Here is a 23,075-nt window from a genome sequence, read left to right on the forward strand (position 1 = left end):
AGGGGATTACGGGTTGAGGGTGGATGGAGGGAGGGGGGCGGATGGAGGGAGGGGGGCTTGCAGGGCGCCGGAGAGGATCTCGCCCACCGGCTTCAGGATGTGCGGCAGCAACATGTCGTCGTGTGAGCACGGCACTTGGTGTTCGTCGACCCGCCCGGTGACGTGTGCCGCCCAGGCGTCCCGTCCCTTGCCGGAAGCGGTCCTGGACCCGTCCCGCCCGAGCTCCGCCGTCAGTACGAGGAGGTCGCCGCGGAACACACCGGGTGTGAAGGCGGCACCGATACCGGCGTTGTGCCGCAACGTGTGCGCGAACGTGCCGAGGTCGTCCGCGGTGAGGTTGGCCATCACCGCGCCGACCTGCTGGAAGAACGCGCTCAACGCGGTCGGTGTCAGCGGCTCGCCGGCACCGACGGTGGTGATGGCCTCCGGATCGTATCCGGCGTTCGCGGCGATCATCCTCAGCATGCTGTCCTCGTCCGCGGGAACCGGCTCGGCGCCGCTCCTCGCCGTGGTCGGGAACGCGTCAAGGAGGGCGAGCAGCGCGATCTCCTCGCCCTGCTCCTGCAGTTGCGTGGCCATCTCGAAGGCGACGAGACCGCCGAACGACCACCCGACGAGGTGGTACGGGCCACTGGGCCGCACCGAACGCAGCTGCTCCACGTAGTCCGCGGCCATCGCCGAGAGCGTGGCCGGGGGCTCCGCACCTTGGAGGAGGGTGCGGGCCTGGAGGCCGTAGAGCGGGTGGCCCGGGGGCAGATGGTCCTTGAGGTGGTAGTAGCCCCAGCTGTGGCCGCCCGCGGGGTGGACGCAGAAGACCGGCGCCCGGTCCCCTTCCAGGTGCAGCGGCAGCAGGACGTCGCCCTCCGCCTTCGCCGCCCCGCGCAGCCGCTCGGCGAATCCGGCCACGGTGGGTGCCTCGAAGAAGTCCCTGGGCCGCAACTGCGCGCCGAGGGCGGCACGGATCCGGCCGATCAGGCGCATCGCGAGCAGCGAGTGCCCGCCGAGGGCGAAGAAGCTCGTGTCGCTGCCGATCAGGGCGACGTCCAGGCCGAGGACCTCGGCGAAGAGTCCGGCGATGATCCGCTCGTGCGGGGTGCCGGGGGCCCGGGTGGGGGCGGTGGAGCCCGCGTAGTCGGGCGCGGGCAGGGCCGCGCGGTCGAGCTTGCCGTTGGGGGTCAGGGGGAGCGCGTCGAGGGGGACGAGGGCGGTGGGCACCATGTGTTCGGGCAGTGCGAGCTTCAGCCGGTCCCGGAGGTCTTGCAGGTCGAGTGGCGTGCCGTTGCCGCTGCCGTTGTCGCGTACGACGTAGGCGACCAGGCGGTGGTCGGCGGGGCTGTCCTCGCGGATGAGCGCGGCCGCACTCGCGACACCGGGGCAGGCGGTCAGCGCGGCCTCGATCTCGCCGAGTTCGATGCGGTAGCCGCGCAGCTTGACCTGGTGGTCGGTACGTCCGAGGTAGCGCAGGGTGCCGTCGGTGTTCCAGGCCGCGAGGTCACCCGTGCGGTACATACGTGACCCGGCGGGCCCGTACGGATCGGCGACGAACCGCTCCGCCGTCAGTGCCGGACGGTTCAGGTAGCCCCGCGCGAGGCCCGCCCCCGCCACGTACAACTCACCGGGCACACCCGGCGCGACCGGACGCAGCGCGGCGTCCAGCACGTACACACGTGTGTTCGCGATCGGACGGCCGATCGGCGGAGCGACCGAGCCGTCGGCACGGTCGAGGTCGGCGGCCGTCGACCAGATGGTCGTCTCGGTGGGCCCGTACACGTTCGTCACCGACCGGCCGAGACCGCGGAGGGTCTCCGCCAGGTCCGCGGAGACGGCCTCGCCGCCCACCAGCACACGGCGCAGACCGAGGTCCGCCGCGCCGGGCACCGCGGCCAACTCCCGCCACAGTGAGGGCGTTGCCTGCACCACGGTGACCCCGGCGTCGGCGATCAACTGGACCATGGCGAGCGGCTCGTTGGCCACCGAGGCGCCGGGCAGCACCACCGCGGCGCCGCACAGGAGAGGCAGGTAGATCTCCAGCCCGGCGATGTCGAACGCGATCGTCGTCACGGACAGGAAACGGTCCCCCTCCCGGACACCGACCCGGCCCCTCATGTCGTCCATGAAGTTGGCGAGAGCCCGGTGGGGAACGGTGACGCCCTTGGGGGTGCCGGTGGAGCCGGAGGTGTAGATGACGTAGGCGGGGTGGGCGGGGTCGGGTGTGACGTTCGGGTCGGTGGCGTCGAGCGCCGCGGTCTGTGCCTGGAGGGCGGGGTCGTCGAGGTGGACGGTGGGGGTGTCCTGCGGCCAGAGACCGGCGGTGGTGGTGTGGGTGAGGACGAGGGTGGGGCGGGCGTCCTGGATCATGTGGCGGATGCGTTCCGCCGGGTAGGTGGTGTCGATGGGTAGGTAGGCGGCGCCGGTTTTGAGTACGGCGAGGAGTGCGGTGATCAGTTCCGGTGAGCGGGGGAGGGCGAGGGCGACGATGTGTTCGGCGCCGACACCCCGTTCCCGCAGCAGCCGGGCCAGGCGGTTGGCGCGGGTGTTGAGCTCGTCGTACGTGAGGTGGGTGCCGTCGGCGATCAGGGCGGTGGCGTCGGGCGTGGCCGCGGCCTGTGCCCGGAACAGCTCGGGCACGGTGGCGGCGGGTGCCGAGGCAGCCGTGTCGTTCCACTCTTCGAGCACCCGGTGCCGCTCGTCGTCGGACAGGACGTCGACGGAGGCGATGCCCTGGTCGGGATCGGCCACGACGGTACGCAACACGCGCAGCAGCCGCTGCACCAGCGCGTTCGTCGTGTGCTGCTCGAACAGGTCGGTGCGGTAGGTGAGGGAACCGGAGATCCCGTCGGGGGAGCCGTCCTCGTCGTGCCGTTCGGCCAGGCTCAGGGCCAGGTCCGTGCGTGCCGCGTGGAATCCCGCGGGCCGCACGGAGGCCTGCGTCCCCGCGAACTCCAGCTCTGCTCGTGGGGTGTTGTTGAACGCGAGCATGACCTGGAAAAGCGGGTGGTGGGCGAGGGAGCGGGTGGGGTTGAGCGCCTCGACCAGGCCTTCGAAGGGCACGTCCTGGTGGGCGTAGGCGTTGAGGTCGCTCTCGCGTACGCGGTCGAGGAGCTCGGCGAAGGTGGGGTCGCCCGACAGGTCGGTGCGCAGCACGAGGGTGTTGACGAAGAAGCCGACGAGGTCGTCGAGTTCTTCCTCGCCGCGACCGGCGACGGGTGTGCCGATGGGGATGTCCGTGCCCGCGCCGAGGCGGTGCAGAAGGACGCTCAACGCGGCCTGGAGCACCATGAAGACGGTCGTCTGGCGTGAACGCGCGAGGGTGGCGAGGGCCTGGTGCAGTTCGGCATCGATGCGCACCGCGACCACGCCGCCCTCAGTTCCGGCCCGGTCCGGGTACGGGTGGTCGGTGGGCAGCTCGATGCGGTCGGGCAGGCCCCCCAACGAGGTCTGCCAGTAAGCGAGTTGGGCGGCGAGGAGACTGCCGGTGTCGCCTGTGTCGCCGAGGAGTTCGTGCTGCCAGAGGGTGTAGTCGGCGTACTGGACCGGCAGCGGCTCCCACGCGGGGGGTTCGCCTGCGCGGCGGGCGGCGTAGGCGGTGCTGAGGTCGCGGAGCAGCGGTCCCATCGACCAGCCGTCTCCGGCGATGTGGTGGATGACCAGGACGAGGACGTGCTCGTCGATGGCGTCGGACAGGGTGAACAGCGCGGCGCGGAGCGGCAGTTCGGTGGCGAGATCGAAGGGGTGCCGGACGGCTCGGTCCACCGAACTGTCGAGTTCCGCCTCGGTGAGTGTCGCGATGCTCACCTCGGGCCGGGCTTCGCCGGCCGGGCGGATGTCCTGGTACGGCTGGCCGTCGTTGTCCGGGAAGAGGGTGCGCAGGGCCTCGTGACGCGCGACCACGTCACCCAGCGCGGCGCACAGGGCGTCGGCGTCCAGCGAACCGGACAAACGCAGCACGAGCGGCACGTTGTAGGTGGCGCTGGGTCCCTCGTACCGGTGCAGGAACCACAGGCGGCGTTGTGCGAAGGACAGGGGTGTTTGTTCGGGGCGGGTGGTGGGTGTGAGGGCGGGGCGGGTGGCCGGGTTCGTGGTTGCTTCCACGGTGCCTGCCAGTCCGGCGACGGTCGGGGTGGTGAAGAGGTCGCGGATGGCCAGGTTCACGCCGATGACGGCTCGTATGCGGCCGATGAGGCGCATGGCGAGCAGGGAGTGTCCGCCGAGGTCGAAGAAGCTGTCGTCCATGCCGATGCGGTCGAGGCCGAGGACTTCGGTGAAGAGTCCGGCCAGGATCTCTTCGCGTGCGTCGCGCGGGGCCCGGGACGAGGTCGCCGTGCCGGTGTAGTCGGGGGCGGGCAGCGCCTTGCGGTCCAGCTTCCCGTTCGGCATCAGCGGCAGCTCGTCCAGGACCATGACAGCGGACGGGACCATGTGGTCGGGCAGGCGGTCGGCCATCTGAGCGCGCACGGCCGCCGGTTCGGCGTCGGTTCCTGGCTCGCTCACGATGTAGCCGATGAGGCGTCGGTCGCCGGGTCGGTCTTCGCGGATGAGGGCGGCCGCGCTGGTGACGCCGGGGCAGGCGGTCAGCGCGGCTTCGATCTCGCCGAGTTCGATGCGGTAGCCGCGCAGTTTGACCTGGTCGTCGGTGCGGCCGAGGTAGCGCAGGGTGCCGTCGGTGTTCCAGGCCGCGAGGTCACCCGTGCGGTACATGCGCGAGCCGGGAGGCCCGTAGGGGTCGGCGATGAAGCGTTCGGCGGTCAGGCCCGGCCGGTTGAGGTAGCCACGGGCGACACCGGCCCCTGCCACGTACAACTCGCCGGGCATTCCCGCGGGGACCGGGGAGAGTTCCCCGTCCAGCACGTAGGTGCGCACATTGCCGATGGGGCGGCCGATGGGCGGGACCTCCGACCCGGTGAGGGGGTCGCTGAGGGTCGCGCACACGGTGGTTTCGGTGGGCCCGTAGGCGTTGAGCATGGTCCGGCCCAGCGACCAGCGTCCGGCGGTGTCCGGCCCGCAGGCCTCGCCGCCCACGACGACCGTCATCGTCTCCGGGACGTGTGCCGGGTCCAGCACACTCAGAGCGGACGGGGGCACCATGCAGTAGGTCACGCCCGCGGCGGAGAGCACACGGGTGAGTGCGGGGCCGGGGACGAGGTCCGGGGCGTCGGCGACCACGAGTGCGGCGCCGGAGAGCAGGGCCAGGCTCCAGTCCCAGGTGGCGGCGTCGAAGCTGGGGGAGGCGAATTGCAGCAGTCGGCTGCCCGGCCCCACGCCGAGGTGCGGCGCCGAGGCGGCCACCAGGCTCACCAGACCCGCGTGCGTGAGCACGACCCCCTTGGGCACACCGGTCGACCCGGAGGTGTAGATGACGTAGGCAGGCTGCTCAGACGTGACCGCAACCAGCCCCGCCGCCGGGGCAGGAGTCGTCAACTCGGCCTGCACAGACGGGTCGTCCAGGAGTACCAGCGGTGTGTCCTGCGACCACAGATGCGTGCTGCTCGTATCCGTTACGACCAGCGTCGGATGCGCGTCCTGGACCATGAAGCGGATCCGGTCCACCGGATAGGCCGGGTCGATGGGCAGATACGCCGCCCCCGCCTTCCACACCGCGAGAACGGCCACGATGAGCTCCGGCGAGCGGGGCAGCGCCAACGCCACCACCTGCTCGGCCCTCACCCCCCGCTGCACCAGCAGCCGCGCCAGCCGGTCCGCCCGCACATCCAACTCGCCGTAGGAGTAGACGGTGCTGCCATCCGCAGCCAGAACCGCCGCCGCCTCCGGAGCCTGCGCGACCCGCGCCGCGAACACCTCCGGCGCCGTCCCCGCCAGCATCTCTACCGACGGACCGGTACCCCACTCACCCACCACCCGCTCCCGCTCACCAGTGGACAGCAACTCCACCGCACCGACCCGACGCTCCGCATCCTCGGCCACAGAACTCAGCAGACGAACCAGGCGGTCGAGGAGCGCGTCCGCGTCCGGGCGGGTGTAGTTGTCGGGGCGGTAGTCGAGGCGCAGGCGCAGCTCTGCGCCGGGGACGATGACGAGGTTCAGCGGGTAGTGGGCGCCGTCGTAACCCTTGGCTCCGGAGACCCGCAGACCTCCCGACTCCTCGACGGGGTCGGCGGAATCGGCGGAGTCGGTGGTGCGGGGAGACAGGTAGTTCTCGAAGGCGACGACGGTGTCGAACAGACTGCCCGTACCGGCGGCCCGCTGGATCTCCGTCAGGGACAGGTGCTGGTGCGGCAGCAGCGCACCCTGCTCGTCCTGCACACGTGTGGCCAGATCGGCCCACGTGTCCTCCGACTCCAGCCGCACCCGGACCGGCACCGTGTTGATGAACAGACCGATCATGCTCTCGACGCCCGGGATCTCGGGAGAGCGCCCCGACACCACGGCACCGAAGACGACGTCGTCCTGACCGGTCATCCGGCCGAGGAGCACACCCCACGCACACTGGACGAGGGTGTTGAGGGTCACCCCGGCGCGACGTGCCTGGGTGTCGAGTGCCGCCGTGGTGTCCGCGTCCAGGTGGGACACCAGCCGCTCGGGCAGGGATGCGGTCCCCTGGTCGGCGGCCGAGGGCGCGACTGCCGCCGCGTACGTGGGTTCGGCCCCCGCCATCGCCTGCGTCCACGCGTCCTGCGCCGCTGTCCGGTCGCGCTCCACGAGCCAGGTCAGGTAGTCGCGGTAGGGAGTCGCCCTGGGCAGGGCGGAGTCGTCGCTGCCGGACGCGTACAGCCGGTACAGGGCGAGGAGTTCATTGATGTGGAGGGTCGAGGACCAGCCGTCGGTGAGGATGTGGTGCTGGGTGATGGCCAGGCAGTGGCGGTCTTCGCCCAGGCGCACCAGGGCGAACCGCATGAGCGGCGCCCGCGCCAGGTCGAAGCGCCGGGCCCGCTCCCCGCTCAGGAACGCGTCCAGGGCCGTTTCGGCGTCGTCGGCGCCGGACTCCACGCCGTCGCGCAAGTCGACGTCCAGCCACGGCAGTTGAGTGCCTTCCTCGATGACCTGCACCGGTCGGTCCAGACCCTCGTGGCGGAAGGCCGCCCGCAGGTTGGGGTGTCGTTCCAGCATGCGCTGTGCCGCCGCCCGCAGGGCCTTGCCGTCCACGTGGCCGTCGAGGCGCAGCGCCATCTGGACGGTGTAGACGTCGGGGGCGTCGGGGTCCGCGCCGTCGGCGAGGGCGTGGAAGAGCATGCCCTCCTGGAGCGGGGACAGCGGCCAGACGTCGGTCAGTTCCGGGTGCTGCTGTTCGAGTCGGGCGATCTGCTGCTGGGTGAGGTCGACGAGGTCGAGATCGCTGGGGGTGCGGCCCACGGCCGCCGGGCCCTCGGCGTGCGCGCCGAGGGCGGCGAGCGCGGCCAGCCAGGCGTCGGCGAGCTCCTGGACGCGGTGGCGGGGGAAGTGGGCCGCGGGCCACTTGAAGGTCGCGCTCAGCGCGGAGCCGTCGGCGGAGTCCACGGTGACGGCATTGATCATCAGCGGGTGCGGGGCCCGCATGCGCGGGTCCAGACCGCCGAGCGACGGGTTGCCGGGGACCTGCTGCCAGTCCGCGGCCGTGGTGTCGGCGCCGGGGCCCGGCACCGTGAATCGGCCGAGGTAGTTGAAGGAGACCTGGGGGCCGGAGAACTGGGCGAGGACGGGGGCCGTCTCCGGGTTGAGGTGGCGCAGGAGACCGTAGGTGAATCCGTTGTCGGGGACGGCGCGCAGCTGTTCCTTGACCTGTTGCAGCGCGCGGCCGACCGCGGGGCCACCGGTGCGCAGCTCGGCGGCCGGTACGGCGCCCGGGTCGAGCCGGACCGGCGCCATGCTGGTGAACCAGCCGACGACGCGGGCGGTGTCCGCCCCGGCGAGGTCGTCCTGGCGGCCGTGTCCCTCCAGGTCGATGAGGGTCGAGGTGTGCGTGGAGGTATGCGTGGAGGTGTGCGCGAGGGTGTGCGTAGAGGTGTGCCGGGAGGTGTCGCGCCAGCCCGCGAGGGCGACCGCGAGCCCGGTCAGGAGCACCTCGTTGGTGGTGGAGTGCAGCGAGGCGGACACGCGGGTCAGGAGCGCCTCGGTCAGCTCGGCCGGTACGCGCACGCGCAGCGAGGCCAGGGTGTCGGCGGTGTCGCGTGCGGAACGATCCTCCGTACCCTCCATCCCACCAGCGTCCGCAGGGTCCTGCCCGAGGCGCGGTTCGGGCCGGGACAGCATGTCGGCCCACTGCGGAAGCGTCGCGGTGGTGCGGGGCTCGACGGCCAGCTCCGCGAGCCGGTGCGCCCACTGCCGGAACGAAGTGCCGACCGGCGCCAACTCGGGTGCGTGTCCGGCGAGTACGGCCGCTCCCGCGACCGCGAGATCGGGCAGGAGAATCCGCCAGGAGACTCCGTCCACCACCAAGTGGTGGATGGACAGCAGCAGTTGGCCCGGCTCCTCCGCTCCGTTGTCGAACCAGACCGCCTGCAGCATGACGCCGTCGTGCGGGGCGAGCCGTCCGCATGCCTGCTCCGCGTGGTGTACGAGGAGTTCGCGCCGCCGCTCGTCGTCGAGACCGGCGGCCATCACCTGGGTGAGATGCGGCTCGACCGGCACCGCACCGGCCGGCGGGACGTCGAGGAACCACTCGGCGTCGGCGTCGTCCCGCCGTACGAGGCGGGCCCGCAGCATGTCGTGGTGATCGACGAGCGCCTGGAGTACCTCACCGAGCTGGGCGCGGTCGATGCCGCCGGGCACCTGGACGAGGACGGACTGGTGGAAAGCGTCGAAGGGGTGGCCGGGTTCGAGGAGCCAGTGCATGACCGGCGTCAGCGGCACCTCGCCCACGCCCGCGCGGTCGACAGTCGTGCCGTCTCCGCCGCTCCGGCCGTTCCCGCCGCCGGCCGGTCGCGCCCTGCGGGCCAGTGCCTCGGGCGTCTGGTCCTTGAAGACATCGCGGGGGGTTAGGTCGAGTCCGTGTTCGCGGGCGCGGGTGACCAGGACGATGGAGCTGATGCTGTCGCCGCCGAGGGCGAAGAACCCGTCGTCGACGCCGACACGGTCGGCGTCGAGGCCGAGGACATCGGCGAAGAGTCCGGCGATGATCCGCTCGTGCGGCGTGCCGGGGGCGCGGGCGGGGGTGGTGGTGGCGCGGGTGTAGTCGGGCACGGGCAGTGCCCGGAGGTCCAGCTTTCCGTGGGCACTCAGGGGCAGCGTGTCCAGGAGCACCACGGCCGTGGGCACCATGTACTCGGGCAGGCGGGCCCCGACGGCCTTCTTGACCTGGTCGACGTCGACCTCGACGGCGCCGTCGGCCACGACGTACCCGACCAGGCGCCGGTCCCCGGGCCGGTCCTCCCGCAGCAGCGCGGCCGCACTCGCCACCCCCGGGCACGCGGTCAACGCCGCCTCGACCTCACCCAGTTCGATACGGAACCCGCGCAACTTCACCTGGTCATCGGCACGGCCCAGGAACTGCAACGTGCCGTCCCCGTTCCACCGCACCACATCCCCGGTGCGATACATACGCGACCCCGCAGCCCCGTACGGATCGGCCACGAACCGCCCCGCCGTCAGCCCCGGACGGTTCAGATACCCACGAGCGACACCCGCCCCCGCCACGTACAACTCACCCGGCACCCCCGCCGGCACCGGAGACAACCCCTCATCCAGCACATACGTCCGCACATTCGCAATCGGCCGACCGATCGGCGGCACCACCGCCCCCGACAGCGCCTCGCTCAACGTCGCGCACACCGTGATCTCGGTCGGCCCGTACGCGTTGAACATCTTCCGGCCCGCGGACCAGCGCTCCACGATCTCCGGACCGCACGCCTCACCGCCGACGATCAGCGTCAGCGTGCCAGGCAGCGTCTTCTCGGACAGCACCCGCAGCACCGAAGGGACCAGCGTGCAGTGCGTGATCTCCTCGGTACGGAGCAGTTCGAGGAGGTCGGGCCCGGGAGTGAGCCGCTCCGCGTCGGCGAGGACCAGCGTGCCGCCCGTCAGGAGGGCCGTGAAGAACTCCGATGCGGCGGCGTCGAAGCTCGGCGACAGGAACTGCAGCACCCGGGAGCCGACGCCGATGCCCCACTGCTCGGCCTGCGCGAGCGCGAAGTTGGCGAGGCCCCGGTGCGGGACGGTGACGCCCTTGGGCGTGCCGGTGGAACCGGAGGTGTAGATGACGTACGCGGGGTGGTCCGGATCCAGTGGCGTCAGACGGTCGGCGTCCGTGAGGTCGGACGCGTCCAGTCCCGCGAGGTGTTCCCGTACCGCAGGGGTGTCGAGGACGACGACGGACGTGTCGTCCTGCTCCGAGAGGATGTCGGCCGCGCTGGAGTGGGCAAGGACGAGGCTCGGGCAGGCGTCCCGCAGCATGAAGCGGATGCGGTCCACCGGATAGGTGGTGTCCAGCGGCAGATAGGAGGCGCCCGCCTTGAGCACGGCGAGCAGCGCGGTGATCAGGTCCGGCGACCGGGGGATGGCGAGCGCCACGATGTGCTCGGGACCGATGCCCCGCTCGACCAGGAGCCGGGCCAGGCGGTTGGCGCGGGTGTTGAGGTCCGCGTACGAGACGTCGGCGCCGTCGGCGCCGAGCGCGATCGCGTCGGGTACGGCGACCGCGCGCTCCTGGAACAACTCGGCCGCGCTACCGGCCAGTTCCGGCGTTGCCGTGTCGTTCCACTCTTCGAGTACGTGGCGTCGCTCGTCCTCCGACAGGACGTCGAGCGACCCCACGCGCCGCTCCGGCGCGGCGACGCCGCTTTCGAGAACGCGGGTGAACCGCTCGGCCATGGCGGAGACCGCGCCGTGGTCGAACAGGTCGGTGCGGTACGAGATCACACCGCTGATCCCGGCGGGGGAGCCGTCGTCGCCGTGCTGTTCGGCCAGGCTGACGGACAGGTCCATGCGGGCGGACTGGAGACGGACGGCCTGGGGGGTGGCCTTGAGCCCGCCGAACTCCATCGCCACGCGCGGAGTGTTGTTCAGGGCGAGCATGACCTGGAAGAGCGGGTGGTGGGCGAGGGAGCGGGTGGGGTTCAGGGCCTCGACCAGGCCTTCGAAGGGCACGTCCTGGTGGGCGTAGGCGTTGAGGTCGCTCTCGCGTACGCGGTCGAGCAGTTCCTCGAACGTCGGGTCGCCGGAGAGGTCGGCGCGCAGCACGAGCGTGTTGACGAAGAAGCCGACGAGATCGTCGAGTTCCTCCTCGCCGCGACCGGCGACGGGTGTGCCGATGGGAATGTCCGTGCCCGCGCCGAGCCGGTGCAGGAGCACGCTCAACGCGGCCTGGAGCACCATGAAGACGGTCGTCCGGCGCGAACGCGCGAGGGCGGCCAGGGCCTGGTGCAGTTCGGCGTCGATCCGCACGGGAACGGTGCCGCCCTCGGACCCGGCCTGCTCGGGATACGGGTAGTCGGTGGGCAGCTCGACGCGTTCGGGCAGCCCGGCCAGCGCTCGCTTCCAGTAGGTGAGTTGGGCGGCGAGGAGGCTGTCGGGGTCGTCGGCGTCGCCGAGGAGTTCGTGCTGCCAGAGGGTGTAGTCGGCGTACTGGACCGGGAGCGGCTCCCACGCGGGGGGTCCGCCTGCGCGACGGGCGGCGTAGGCGGTGCTGAGGTCGCGGAGCAGCGGCCCCATCGACCAGCCGTCCCCGGCGATGTGGTGGATGACCAGGATGAGGACGTGCTCGTCGACGGCGTCGGACAGCGTGAACAGCGCGGCACGGAGCGGGAGTTCGGTCGCCAGGTCGAAGGCATGGCGCACGGCGCGGTCCACCGCACCGGTCAGTTCCGCCTCGGTGACCGGCCCGACCTCCACGACCGGCCGCGCCTCGGCGACCGGGCGGATGTCCTGGTACGGCTGCCCGTCCGTCTCAGGGAAGACCGTGCGCAGGGCCTCGTGGCGCGCGACCACATCACCCAGCGCGGCACACAGGGCGTCGGCGTCCAGGTCCCCGGACAGGCGCAGCACCACCGGCACGTTGTACGTCGCGCTGGGTCCTTCGAACCGGTACAGGAACCACAACCGACGCTGCGCAAACGACAACGGCACCATGTCTTCTTGCGTTCCCCTCGTGTCTCAGCAGCAGCTCTAGCGCCGGTCTGTCCCGCGCGATGTGGATCCGGACGGTTCAGCCGTCCGATGGGTCAGGTCACCCGGACATGGCCACCAGGACGCGGCGCGGCCCGGTGTAGGGGCGGCGGCCGTGCGCCACGGCCACGTTGTCGATCAGCAGCAGATCGCCGTCGCGCCAGTCCACGTCCACGGCGGCGGCCAGGCCGTTGTCACGCACGTGTGCCACGTACTCGTCGGGGATGGGCGTGCCGTCGGCGAACGTCACCGACTGCGGCAGCTCGTCCTCCGGCATCAGCTCGGAGAGCATCGTCGCGGTGTCGGCGTCGAGACCGGCGAGGTGCCACTGGTCGAACTGGTTGAACCAGACCTCCTCGCCCGTGACCGGGTGCCGCACGGTGGCCGGGCGCAGCTGCGTGACGCGGAGGCCGCCGTCCGCCTTCCACTCCCAGGTGACGTCGGCGTCCGCGAGGAGCCCCTCGACCTCGTCCTTGTCGGAGGTCTCGAAGGTGTCCTGCCAGCTCTTGCCGAAGCCCGCGCCGCTCTGCAGGTTCTGCGTGTAGCGGATGCCCTTGCTGAAGGCGGCCCTGACCTCCTCGTCGAGGGAGCTGAGCCACACCGTGCCGTCGACCACCGGCGTCGCGCCCCCGGTGGCCGGCTGCCGCTGGCAGTAGAAGGCGAGCCGCGACGGCCAACGGCGGGCGTAGGAGAGCTCGTTGTGCATGGAGATGGTGAACTCGGCCGGGTACTCCGTCGAGGTGTACACGTTGCTGCCCACCTTGGTGCGGGGCGAGTTGCCGTGCACGTAGGCCAGGCGGTTCGGCAGGAGGAGGTCGAGCGCCGAGTCGACCTGCTCCTTGGACGTGCCGAAGCCACGGAAGACCAGGGCCTTCTTCGCGAGGAGCAGCTCGGCCGTCCTCGCCGTGTCGCCGATCGCCGCCAGCAGGCCCTCGTGGCTCGCCGCCACCCCCGCCGTGTCCGGCGTCACCACATGGGGCGTCCAGTCGCTCTGCTCGCTCACGTCACTTCTCCTCTGTTCCCTGTGTCCTGTGTCCTTCGGCGCCGGGCCGTGCTCATGTCGTCCCTCGCGAGCGCGGCCGCAGCTTGGGCCTGGGCCGGGGGCTCGGCCTGGCTGGGTCCTCCAGGCTCTCGGCCAGTTCCGCCACCGTCGGCTTGGTGAAGACCGTCCGCAGGTCGACCTCCGCGCCGAGGACGGTACGGATGCGGCCGATGAGGCGCGTGGCGAGCAGCGAGTGCCCGCCGAGGTCGAAGAAGTTGTCGTCGATGCCGACCGTCTCCAGGCCGAGGACCTCGGCGAAGAGCACCGCGAGTGCCTCTTCGCGGCCGGTGCGCGGAGGCCGGGACGGCGCCGTCGTACCGCTGTAGTCGGGCGCGGGCAGCGCCTTGCGGTCCAGCTTTCCGTTCGGCGTGAGGGGGAGCGCGTCGAGGGTGACGACGGCGGCGGGGACCATGTGGTCGGGCAGTCGCGCGGCGACAGCCTTCTTCACCCGGCCGACGTCGACGGCAGCACCCGCCGCGGCAGCACCGGCCGCGGCACCATCGGCCACGACGTAGCCGACCAGCCGCCGGTCCCCGGGCCGGTCCTCACGGATGAGCGCGGCCGCACTCGCCACCCCGGGGCAGGCCGCCAACGCGGCCTCGACCTCGCCGAGTTCGATCCGGAACCCGCGCAGCTTGACCTGGTCGTCCGTACGGCCCAGGTACCGCAAGGCGCCGTCCTGGTTCCAGGCAGCCAAGTCACCCGTGCGGTACATGCGCGACCCCGCGCCCCCGTACGGATCGGCGACGAACCGCTCCGCCGTCAGTCCGGGCCGGTTCAGGTAGCCCCGCGCGAGGCCCGCCCCCGCGAGGTACAACTCCCCGGCGACACCCGGCGCGACCGGACGCAGCGCGGCGTCCAGCACGTACACACGTGTGTTCGCGATCGGACGGCCGATGGGCGGAGCGACCCTGGGGTCGCCGTCCGCGGCGCACGGGTGGTACGTGACGTCGACCGTCGCCTCCGTCGGCCCGTACAGGTTGTGGAGCCGAGCGGCGGGCAGCACGGAGTGGCAGCGCGTCACCAGATGGGCGGGCAGCGCCTCGCCACTGCTGAACAGCCGCCGCAGGGACGTGCAACGCCCGGCCGACGGCTCGTTCAGGAACGCGTCGAGCATCGACGGCACGAAGTGCGCCGTGGTGACGCTCTCGCTCTCGACGAGTCCGGCCAGGTAGCGGGCGTCGTTGTGCCCGTCGGGCTTCGCCAGGACCAGGGCCGCGCCCTGCAGCAGCGGCCAGAAGAACTCCCACACGGACACGTCGAACCCGGCCGGTGTCTTCTGCAACACCCGGTCGTCGGCCCCGAGCCCGTACTCGGACTGCATCCACCGCAGCCGGTTCACGACGCCGGAGTGCGGCACGGTGACGCCCTTGGGGGTGCCGGTGGAGCCGGAGGTGTAGATGACGTAGGCGGGGTGGGCGGGGTCGGGTGTGACGTCCGGGTCGGTGGTGTCGAGCGTTGCCGTCCGCGCCTGGAGGGCGGGGTCGTCGAGGTGGACGGTGGGGGTGTCCTGGGGCCAGAGGTTGGCGGTGGTGGTGTGGGTCAGGACGAGGGTGGGGCGGGCGTCCTGGATCATGTGGCGGATGCGTTCCGCCGGGTAGGTGGTGTCGATGGGAAGGTAGGCGGCGCCGGCTTTGAGTACGGCGAGGAGTGCGGTGATCAGTTCCGGTGAGCGGGGCAGGGCGAGGGCGACGATGTGTTCGGCGCCGACACCCCGTTCCCTCAGCAGCCGGGCCAGGCGGTTGGCGCGGGCGTCGAGTTCCGCGTACGAGACGTGGGTGCCGTCGGCGATCAGGGCGGTGGCGTCGGGCGTGGCCGCGGCCTGTGCCCGGAACAGCTCCGGGACCGTGTCCGAGGGCAGGGGAGCGGCCGTGTCGTTCCACTCCTCGAGCACCCGGTGCCGCTCGCCCTCGGTCAGCACGTCGACGGTGCCGACACGCTGACCGGGGTCGTCGACGACGACGCGCAGCACCCGCAGCAGCCGCTCCACCAGCGCGGTCACGGTGGCCTGTTCGAACAGGTCCGTGCGGTACGCGACCGACCCGTGGATACCGTCCGGCGAGCCGCCCCCGCCCTGCCGCTCGGCCAGGTGCAGCGTCAGGTCCATGCGTGCGGCCCTGATGCGCGCCTCCTGCGGGGTCGCCTTCGCCCCGGCGAAGGTCAGTTCACCCCGCGGGTTGTTGTTGAGGGCGAGCATCACCTGGAAGAGCGGGTGGTGGGCCAGGGACCGCGTCGGGTTCAGGGCCTCGACCAGGCCTTCGAAGGGCACGTCCTGGTGGGCGTAGGCGTTGAGGTCGCTCTCGCGGACGCGGTCGAGCAACTCCTCGAACGTCGGGTCGCCGGAGAGGTCGGTGCGCAGCACGAGCGTGTTGACGAAGAAGCCGACGAGATCGTCGAGTTCCTCCTCGCCCCGGCCCGCGACCGGCGTCCCGACGGGGATGTCCGTCCCTGCACCGAGCCGGTGCAGGAGCACGCCCAGCGCGGCCTGGAGCACCATGAACACCGTCGTCTGCCGCGACCGCGCGAGCCCGGCCAGAGCCTGGTGCAGTTCGGCGTCGATCCGCACCGGGACGGTGCCGCCCTCGGACCCGGCTTGCTCGGGATACGGGTAGTCGGTGGGCAGCTCGATGCGTTCCGGCAGCCCGGCCAGCGCCTCCCGCCAGTAGCCGACCTGCGCACTGAGCAGGCTCTCCGGGTTGCCCTCGTCGCCGAGGAGGGCGCGCTGCCACAGGGTGTAGTCCGCGTACTGCACCGGCAACGGTGTCCATGCCGGAGCCCGGCCGGCGCGCCGAGCCGCATAGGCGGCGCTCAGGTCGCGGGACAGCGGTCCCATCGACCAGCCGTCCCCGGCGATGTGGTGGATGACCAGGACGAGGACGTACTCGTCGACAGCGCCCTCGACGGTGAACAGGGCCGCACGCAGCGGCAGTTCGGTCATGATGTCGAAGGGGTGGCGCACGGCGCGGTCCACCGCACCGGCCAGCTCCGCCTCGGCGACCGACCCGGCCTCCACCACCGGACGCGCCTCCGCGGCCGGGCGGACGTCCTGGTACGGCTGGCCGTCCGTCTCCGGGAAGACCGTGCGCAGGGCCTCGTGGCGCGCCACGACGTCACCGAGCGCGGCCCGCAGCACCTCCGCGTCCAGCGCGCCGGAGATACGGAGCACCGCGGCGCCGTTGTAGGTCGCGCTGGGCCCTTCGAACCGGTGCAGGAACCACAGGCGGCGCTGCGCGAACGACAGCGGCATCAGCCGCGGCCGCGCAACGGGCACGATCGGCGGGCGCGCCTCGGCGCTGCCCGCGAGCTGCCGGGTGAGGCCCGCGACTGTCGGAGCGTCGAAGAACGCCTTGATGCCGAGCTGCGCGCCCATGGCCCTGCGGATGCGGCCGATCACGCGGGCGGCCAGCAGGGAGTGCCCGCCGAGGTCGAAGAAGCTGTCGTCGACGCCGACGCGCTCGGGGTCGATGCCGAGCACCTCGGCGAACAGGACGGTGAGGATCTCCTCGTGGGGGCTGCGCGCCGGCCTGCCCGACCGCCCCTCGGTGCCAGCGGTGGCGGTGTAGTCGGGGTCGGGCAGCGCCTTGCGGTCGAGCTTCCCGTGAGCGGTCAGCGGCAGGGCGTCGAGGACGACGACCGCGGCCGGGACCATGTACTCCGGCAGCCGCTCGGCGAGGCGGTCCCGCACCTCGGCGGGGTCGACGCTCCCCCCGGTCTCCGGGACGACGTAGCCGACGAGGCGCCGGTCACCCTCCTGCTCCTCGCGCACCACCACGGCCGCCCGCGCGACATGGGCGCAGCAGGTCAACTCGGCCTCGATCTCGCCCGGTTCGATGCGGTAGCCGCGCAGCTTGACCTGGTCGTCGGCGCGGCCGAGGAAGACGAGGGTGCCGTCGCCGTTCCAGCGCGCGAGGTCGCCGGTGCGGTACATCCGGGACCCGGCGGGCCCGTACGGATCGGCGACGAAGCGCTGTCCGGTCAGCCCGGGCCGCCGCAGGTAGCCCCGCGCCAGGCACTCGCCCGCCACGTACAGCTCGCCGGGCACACCGGGCGGCACCGGACGCAGGCCCGCGTCCAGGACGTACACCTGGGTGTTGGCCATCGGGCGGCCGATCGGGACCGGGCCGTCCGGCAGCCCGTCGCCGGGCTCGATCCTGAACTCGGTGCAGTTCACCGAGGCCTCGGTCGGCCCGTACACGTTCATGACCGTCACGTCCGGGTGCCGGTCGCGCCACGTGCGCAGGGCCTCGCCGAGCAGCGCCTCGCCGCCGAGCAGGAGCTCCTCGCGCGGCGAGACCTCATCCGGGAGGCCTTCGAGCAGCGCCAGGTGGCTGGGCGTGGCCTTGAGGAAGTCGCAGCCGAGCGCCCGCACCTCCGCGTCGTCCGCGAGATCGTCGCGCAGCTCCGCGAGCACCACGCGGCCGCCCGAGACGAGTGGCGTGAAGAGCGCGGTGATCGAGAGGTCGAAGGAGAGCGACGTGTGCAGCAGCGCCACACCCCGGGCCCCCGGATAACGACGGCTCGTGTCGCGCAGATAGTCGACCACCGCCACGTGCGGCACGACGACACCCTTGGGGGTGCCCGTGGAACCCGAGGTGTAGATGACGTACGCGGGGTGGGCGGGATCGGCCGTGGTGGCCGGGTCGGTGGCGTCGAGCGTTGCCGTCCGCGCCTGGAGGGCGGGGTCGTCCAGGAGGACGGTGGGGGTGCCCTGGGGGCAGAGGTCTGCGGTGGTGGTGTGGGTCAGGACGAGGGTGGGGCGGGCGTCCTGGACCATGTGGCGGATGCGCTCGGCCGGGTAGGCCGTGTCGATGGGCAGGTAGGCGGCGCCGGTTTTGAGTACGGCGAGGAGTGCGGTGATCAGTTCCGGTGAGCGGGGGAGGGCGAGGGCGACGATGTGCTCGGGGCCTGCGCCATGTTCCATCAGCAGTCGGGCCAGGCGGTTGGCGCGGGTGTTGAGCTCGTCGTACGTGAGGTGGGTGCCGTCGGCGATCAGGGCGACGGCGTCCGGCGTGGCCGCGGCCTGCGCCTGGAACAGCTCCGGGAGCGTGCCGGGCCGGGTGGGCACGGCGGTGTCGTTCCACGCCCGGAGCACCTCCTCCTGCTCCGTGGCCGACAGCAGGTCCACCGACCCCACGCGCTGCTCGGGATCGTCGAGGAGGCTCGCGAGGGCCTGCCGGAACCAGCGCCCGATGGCCTCGACACGCTCCCGGGAGAACCGGCCCGCGTCGAACTGCAGGGCTCCGTCGACCCCCTGCGGCGCACCGTCCGCACCGAACCGCTCCCGCAGGGTCAGGGTCAGGTCCCGGCGTGCGGCCCGGGTGTTCCAGGACGACGTCGTGAGGCGCAGCCCGGGGATGTCGAGCTGCCGCGCCTCGTGGTTCTGCAGCGTGAGCATCACCTGGTACAGCGGCTGATGGTCGGTGGAACGGGTGGGGTTGAGCGCCTCCACCAGGCTCTCGAAGGGCACGTCCTGGTGGGCGTAGGCGTTGAGGTCGCTCTCGCGTACGCGGTCGAGGAGCTCGGCGAAGGTGGGGTCGCCGGACAGGTCGGTGCGCAGCACCAGCGTGTTGACGAAGTTGCCGATGAGCGTGTCGAGTTCCTGCTGGGCCCGGCCCGCCGTCGGTGTGCCGATCGGGATGTCCGTTCCGGCGCCGAGTCGGTGCAGGAGCACGCTCAACGCGGCCTGGAGCACCATGAACACGGTGCTGCGGTGGCCCTTCGCGACCCGGACGAGGTCCGCGTGCAGCTCTGCCGTCAGGGACAGCTCCGACACTTCGCCCCGCCGGTCGTCGCCCGACGCCCGCTCGGCGAGGTCGGTGGGCAGGTCGATGCGGTCGGGGAGCCCGGCGAGCGCGTCCTTCCAGTGCGCGAGCTGCGTGGAGAGCAGACTCCCCGGATCGTTCTCGTCGCCGAGGAGTTCACGCTGCCAGAGGGTGTAGTCGGCGTACTGCACGGGCAACGGTTCCCATGCCGGAGCGCCGCCGGCGCAGCGAGCGGCATAGGCGGTGCCCAGGTCGCGGGCGAGCGGGCCCATCGACCAGCCGTCTCCGGCGATGTGGTGGATGACCAGGACGAGGACGTGCTCGTCGACGGCGTCGCTGAGGGTGAACAGGGCCGCCCGGAAGGGCAGTTCGGTGGCGAGGTCGAACGGGTGGCGGACAGCGCGGTCGATCGCACCGTCGAGTTCCGCTCCGGTGAGGGTTGCGGCGCTCACCTCGGGCCGGGCTTCGCCGGCCGGGCGGATGTCCTGGTACGGCTGGCCGTCGTTGTCCGGGAAGAGGGTGCGCAGGGCCTCGTGGCGGGCCACTACGTCGTTCAGCGCGGCAAGGAGAGCTTCCGTGCTCAGGGCACCGGACAGTCTCAGCACCACGGGCACGTTGTAGGTGGCGCTGGGTCCCTCAAGCCGGTGCAGGAACCACAGGCGGCGTTGCGCGAAGGACAGGGGGGTCTGTTCGGGGCGGGTGGTGGGTGTGAGGGCGGGGCGGGTGGCCGGGTTCGTGGTCGCTTCCACGATGCCTGCCAGACCGGCGACGGTCGGGGCGGTGAAGAGGTCGCGGATGGCCAGGTCCACGCCGATGACGGCTCGTATGCGGCCGATGAGGCGCATGGCGAGCAGGGAGTGTCCGCCGAGGTCGAAGAAGCTGTCGTCCATGCCGATGCGGTCGAGGCCGAGGGCTTCGGTGAAGAGTCCGGCCAGGATCTCTTCGCGTGCGTCGCGCGGGGCTCGGGAGGGCGTTGTCGTGCCGGTGTAGTCGGGTGCGGGCAGCGCCTTGCGGTCCAGCTTCCCGTTCGGCAAGAGGGGGAGTGCGTCGAGGGTGACGAGGGCTGCGGGGACCATGTGGTCGGGCAGCCGGGCGGCGACGGTCTTCTTCACCTGGTCGACGTCGAGGGCACCACCGGCCACGGCATCGTCGGCTACGACGTAACCGACGAGGCGTCGGTCGCCGGGTCGGTCCTCGCGGATGAGGGCGGCCGCGCTGGTGACACCGGGGCAGGCGGTCAGCGCGGCTTCGATCTCGCCGAGTTCGATGCGGTAGCCGCGCAGCTTGACCTGGTCGTCGGTGCGGCCGAGGTAGCGCAGGGTGCCGTCGGTGTTCCAGGCCGCGAGGTCACCGGTGCGGTACATACGTGACCCGGCGGGCCCGTACGGATCGGCGACGAAGCGTTCGGCGGTCAGGCCCGGGCGGTTGAGGTAGCCACGGGCGACACCGGCCCCTGCCACGTACAACTCGCCCGGCATTCCCGCGGGGACCGGGGAGAGTTCCCCGTCCAGCACGTATGCCCGCACATTGCCGATGGGGCGGCCGATGGGCGGGACCTCCGACCCGGTGAGAGGTTCGCTGAGGGTCGCGCACACGGTGGCTTCGGTCGGCCCGTAGGCGTTGACCATGGTCCGGCCTACCGACCAGCGTCCGGCGGTGTCCGGCCCGCAGGCCTCGCCGCCCACCACGACCGTCATCGTCTCCGGGACGTGTGCCGGGTCCAGCACACCCAGAGCGGACGGGGGCACCATGCAGTAGGTCACGCCCGCGGCGGAGAGCACACGTGTGAGTGCGGGGCCGGGCACGAGGTCCGGGGCGTCGGCGACCACGAGTGCGGCGCCGGAGAGCAGGGCCAGGCTCCAGTCCCAGGTGGCCGCGTCGAAGCTGGGGGAGGCGAACTGCAGCAGTCGGCTGCCCGGCCCCACACCGAGGTGCGGCGCCGAGGCGGCCACCAGGCTCACCAGACCCGCATGGGGGACCACGACCCCCTTGGGCACCCCGGTCGACCCGGAGGTGTAGATGACATAGGCAGGCTGCTCAGGCACGGCCGGGCACAGGCCAGCTGGGGCAGGAGTCTCCAGCTCGGCCTGCACGGTGGGGTCGTCCAGGAGTACGAGGGAGGTGTCCTGCGACCACAGATGCGTGCTGCTCGTGTCCGTTACGACCAGCGTCGGACGCGCGTCCTGGACCATGAAGCGGATCCGGTCCACCGGATAGGCCGGGTCGATGGGCAGATACGCCGCCCCCGCCTTCCACACCGCGAGAACGGCCACGATGAGCTCCGGCGAGCGGGGCAGCGCCAACGCCACCACCTGCTCGGCCCCCACTCCCCGCTCCACCAGCAGCCGCGCCAGCCGGTCCGCCCGCACATCCAACTCGCCGTAGGAGTAGACGGTGCTGCCATCGGCAGCCAGAACCGCCGCCGCATCGGGAGCCTGCGCGACCCGCGCCGCGAACACCTCCGGCGCCGTCCCCGCAAGCATCTCTACCGACGGACCGGCACCCCACTCACCCACCACCCGCTCCCGCTCACCAGCGGACAGCAACTCCACCGCACCAACCCGACGCCCCGCATCCTCGGCAACCGCCGTGAGGACCCGCACGAGGCGGTCCGCAATGACCGCGACCGTGTGCTGGTCGAAGCGGTCGGGGCGGAAGTCCAGCCGCAGTCTGAGGGCATCGCCCGGAGATACGGCAAGGCTCAACGGATAGTGGGTGGCATCGCGGCCTTGCGTGGCCGTGGCTGTCAGGCGGGATGTGCGGCGGTCGGCGGAGGCGTCGCGGTCGGCGGGGAAGTTCTCCACGGCCATGACCGTGTCGAACGCGTCACCGAGGCCGACCGCCCGCTGAATGTCCGTCAGGGACAGGTGCTGGTGCGGCAGCAGCGCACCCTGCTCGTCCTGCACACGTGTGGCCAGATCGGCCCACGTGTCCTCCGACTCCAGCCGCACCCGGACCGGCACCGTGTTGATGAACAGACCGATCATGCTCTCGATACCCGGGATCTCGGGAGAGCGCCCCGACACCACAGCACCGAAGACCACGTCGTCCTGACCGGTCATCCGGCCGAGGAGTACACCCCACGCACACTGGACGAGCGTGCTCAGCGTGACGCCCAGGCGACGGGCCTGGGCTTGCAGCGAGGAGGTGGTCGACTGGGGGAGACGGGCGACATGGCTCTCCGGAAAGGCTGCTGTCGTCCTCTCAGGAAGCAGGTCTGTGGCAGCAGTTGCCAGGAAAGTCGGCTGCGCGCCGGTCAACGCGGCGGTCCAGGCCTCGCGGGCACCGTCACGGTCCTGCTCGGAGAGCCAGACCAGGTACTCCCGGTAGGGCGTCACGGGAGGGAGGGCACTGTCGTCACCCTGGGCGTCGTACAGGGCGAGCAGTTCACGCACCATCAGGGACGACGACCAGCCGTCGACGAGCACGTGATGCTGGGTGAGGACCACGCGGCTGCGGTCGGCCGTGGCCGTTGCCGTGTCTTCGCTGTCGTCACCGGTGTGCCTGACGAGTGCCATGCGCAGCAGCGGCGGACGGTCGAGTTCGAAGCGGCGAGCCCGCTCGGCGTCGGCGAAGGTCCGCAGTTCGGCCTCGGCCTCCGCAGGCGTCAGGTGCGTGAGGTCGACCTCGGTCCACGGCAACTCGACGTCGCGCGCGACCACTTGGACCGGCTCGTCGAGGTCGTCCACCCAGAACGCGGCGCGCAGGTTCGCGTGCCGGTCGAGCAGAGCCTGACCGGCCGTGCGCATGACCTCGGCGTCAAGGGGGCCCTCGAAGTCCAGGATCAGCTGCACGACATAGGCATCCGGTCCCTCGCGGTCGGCGAGGGAGTGGTAGACCAGCCCCTCCTGCAGCGGAGACAGCGGCCAGATGTCCTCAAGCTCATGCGACAAGGTTGATCCACTCTCCGTGCCAGACACTGCGACGTGTTGAGGTAGCCCATTGACGGTGCGCGCGACCACTTCACCGGAACCGGGACCGGGCTGCGGCTGTCCGCCCGCCGTCTCCCGCGCCGGATCGAGGGGGCGGGGAAGCCGGGCGTCAGTGTGCCGTACACACCGGTCATGAATGTCTTGGGCAGTCGCGCACGAAGGAGACGCACACAAAGGGAAAACGGTACGTGTCGTCAGTGTGGCCCAAGAAGTTGGGAAAGAACGTCAGCTCGGCTTGTTCACCCGAGTCGCCAGGGAATAACTCGCCGATGGGCCAGATGTGCCCGCGGTGTCCCTCCGAGGAAT

Annotated in this window: 2 protein-coding genes and 1 pseudogene; all 3 read right to left on the reverse strand. The window is 71.7% G+C overall.

The window, feature by feature from the left end; genetic code table 11:
• Positions 1 to 6 precede the first annotated feature (6 nt).
• Positions 7 to 12,000: pseudogene (locus ACZ69I_RS24115) on the reverse strand (amino acid adenylation domain-containing protein); the annotation flags it as partial.
• 94 nt (positions 12,001 to 12,094) lie between these two features.
• Positions 12,095 to 13,036: a TauD/TfdA family dioxygenase gene (locus tag ACZ69I_RS24120; RefSeq protein WP_470834490.1), complete on the reverse strand. Its 942-nt coding sequence runs from the start codon at positions 13,034 to 13,036 to the stop codon at positions 12,095 to 12,097.
• A gap of 52 nt (positions 13,037 to 13,088) precedes the next feature.
• Positions 13,089 to 22,730, reverse strand: coding sequence for a non-ribosomal peptide synthetase (locus ACZ69I_RS24125; RefSeq protein WP_470834492.1), 9,642 nt, complete (start codon positions 22,728 to 22,730; stop codon positions 13,089 to 13,091).
• Positions 22,731 to 23,075: the final 345 nt, after the last annotated feature.

The organism is Streptomyces sp. NPDC036815, from assembly GCF_055609205.1.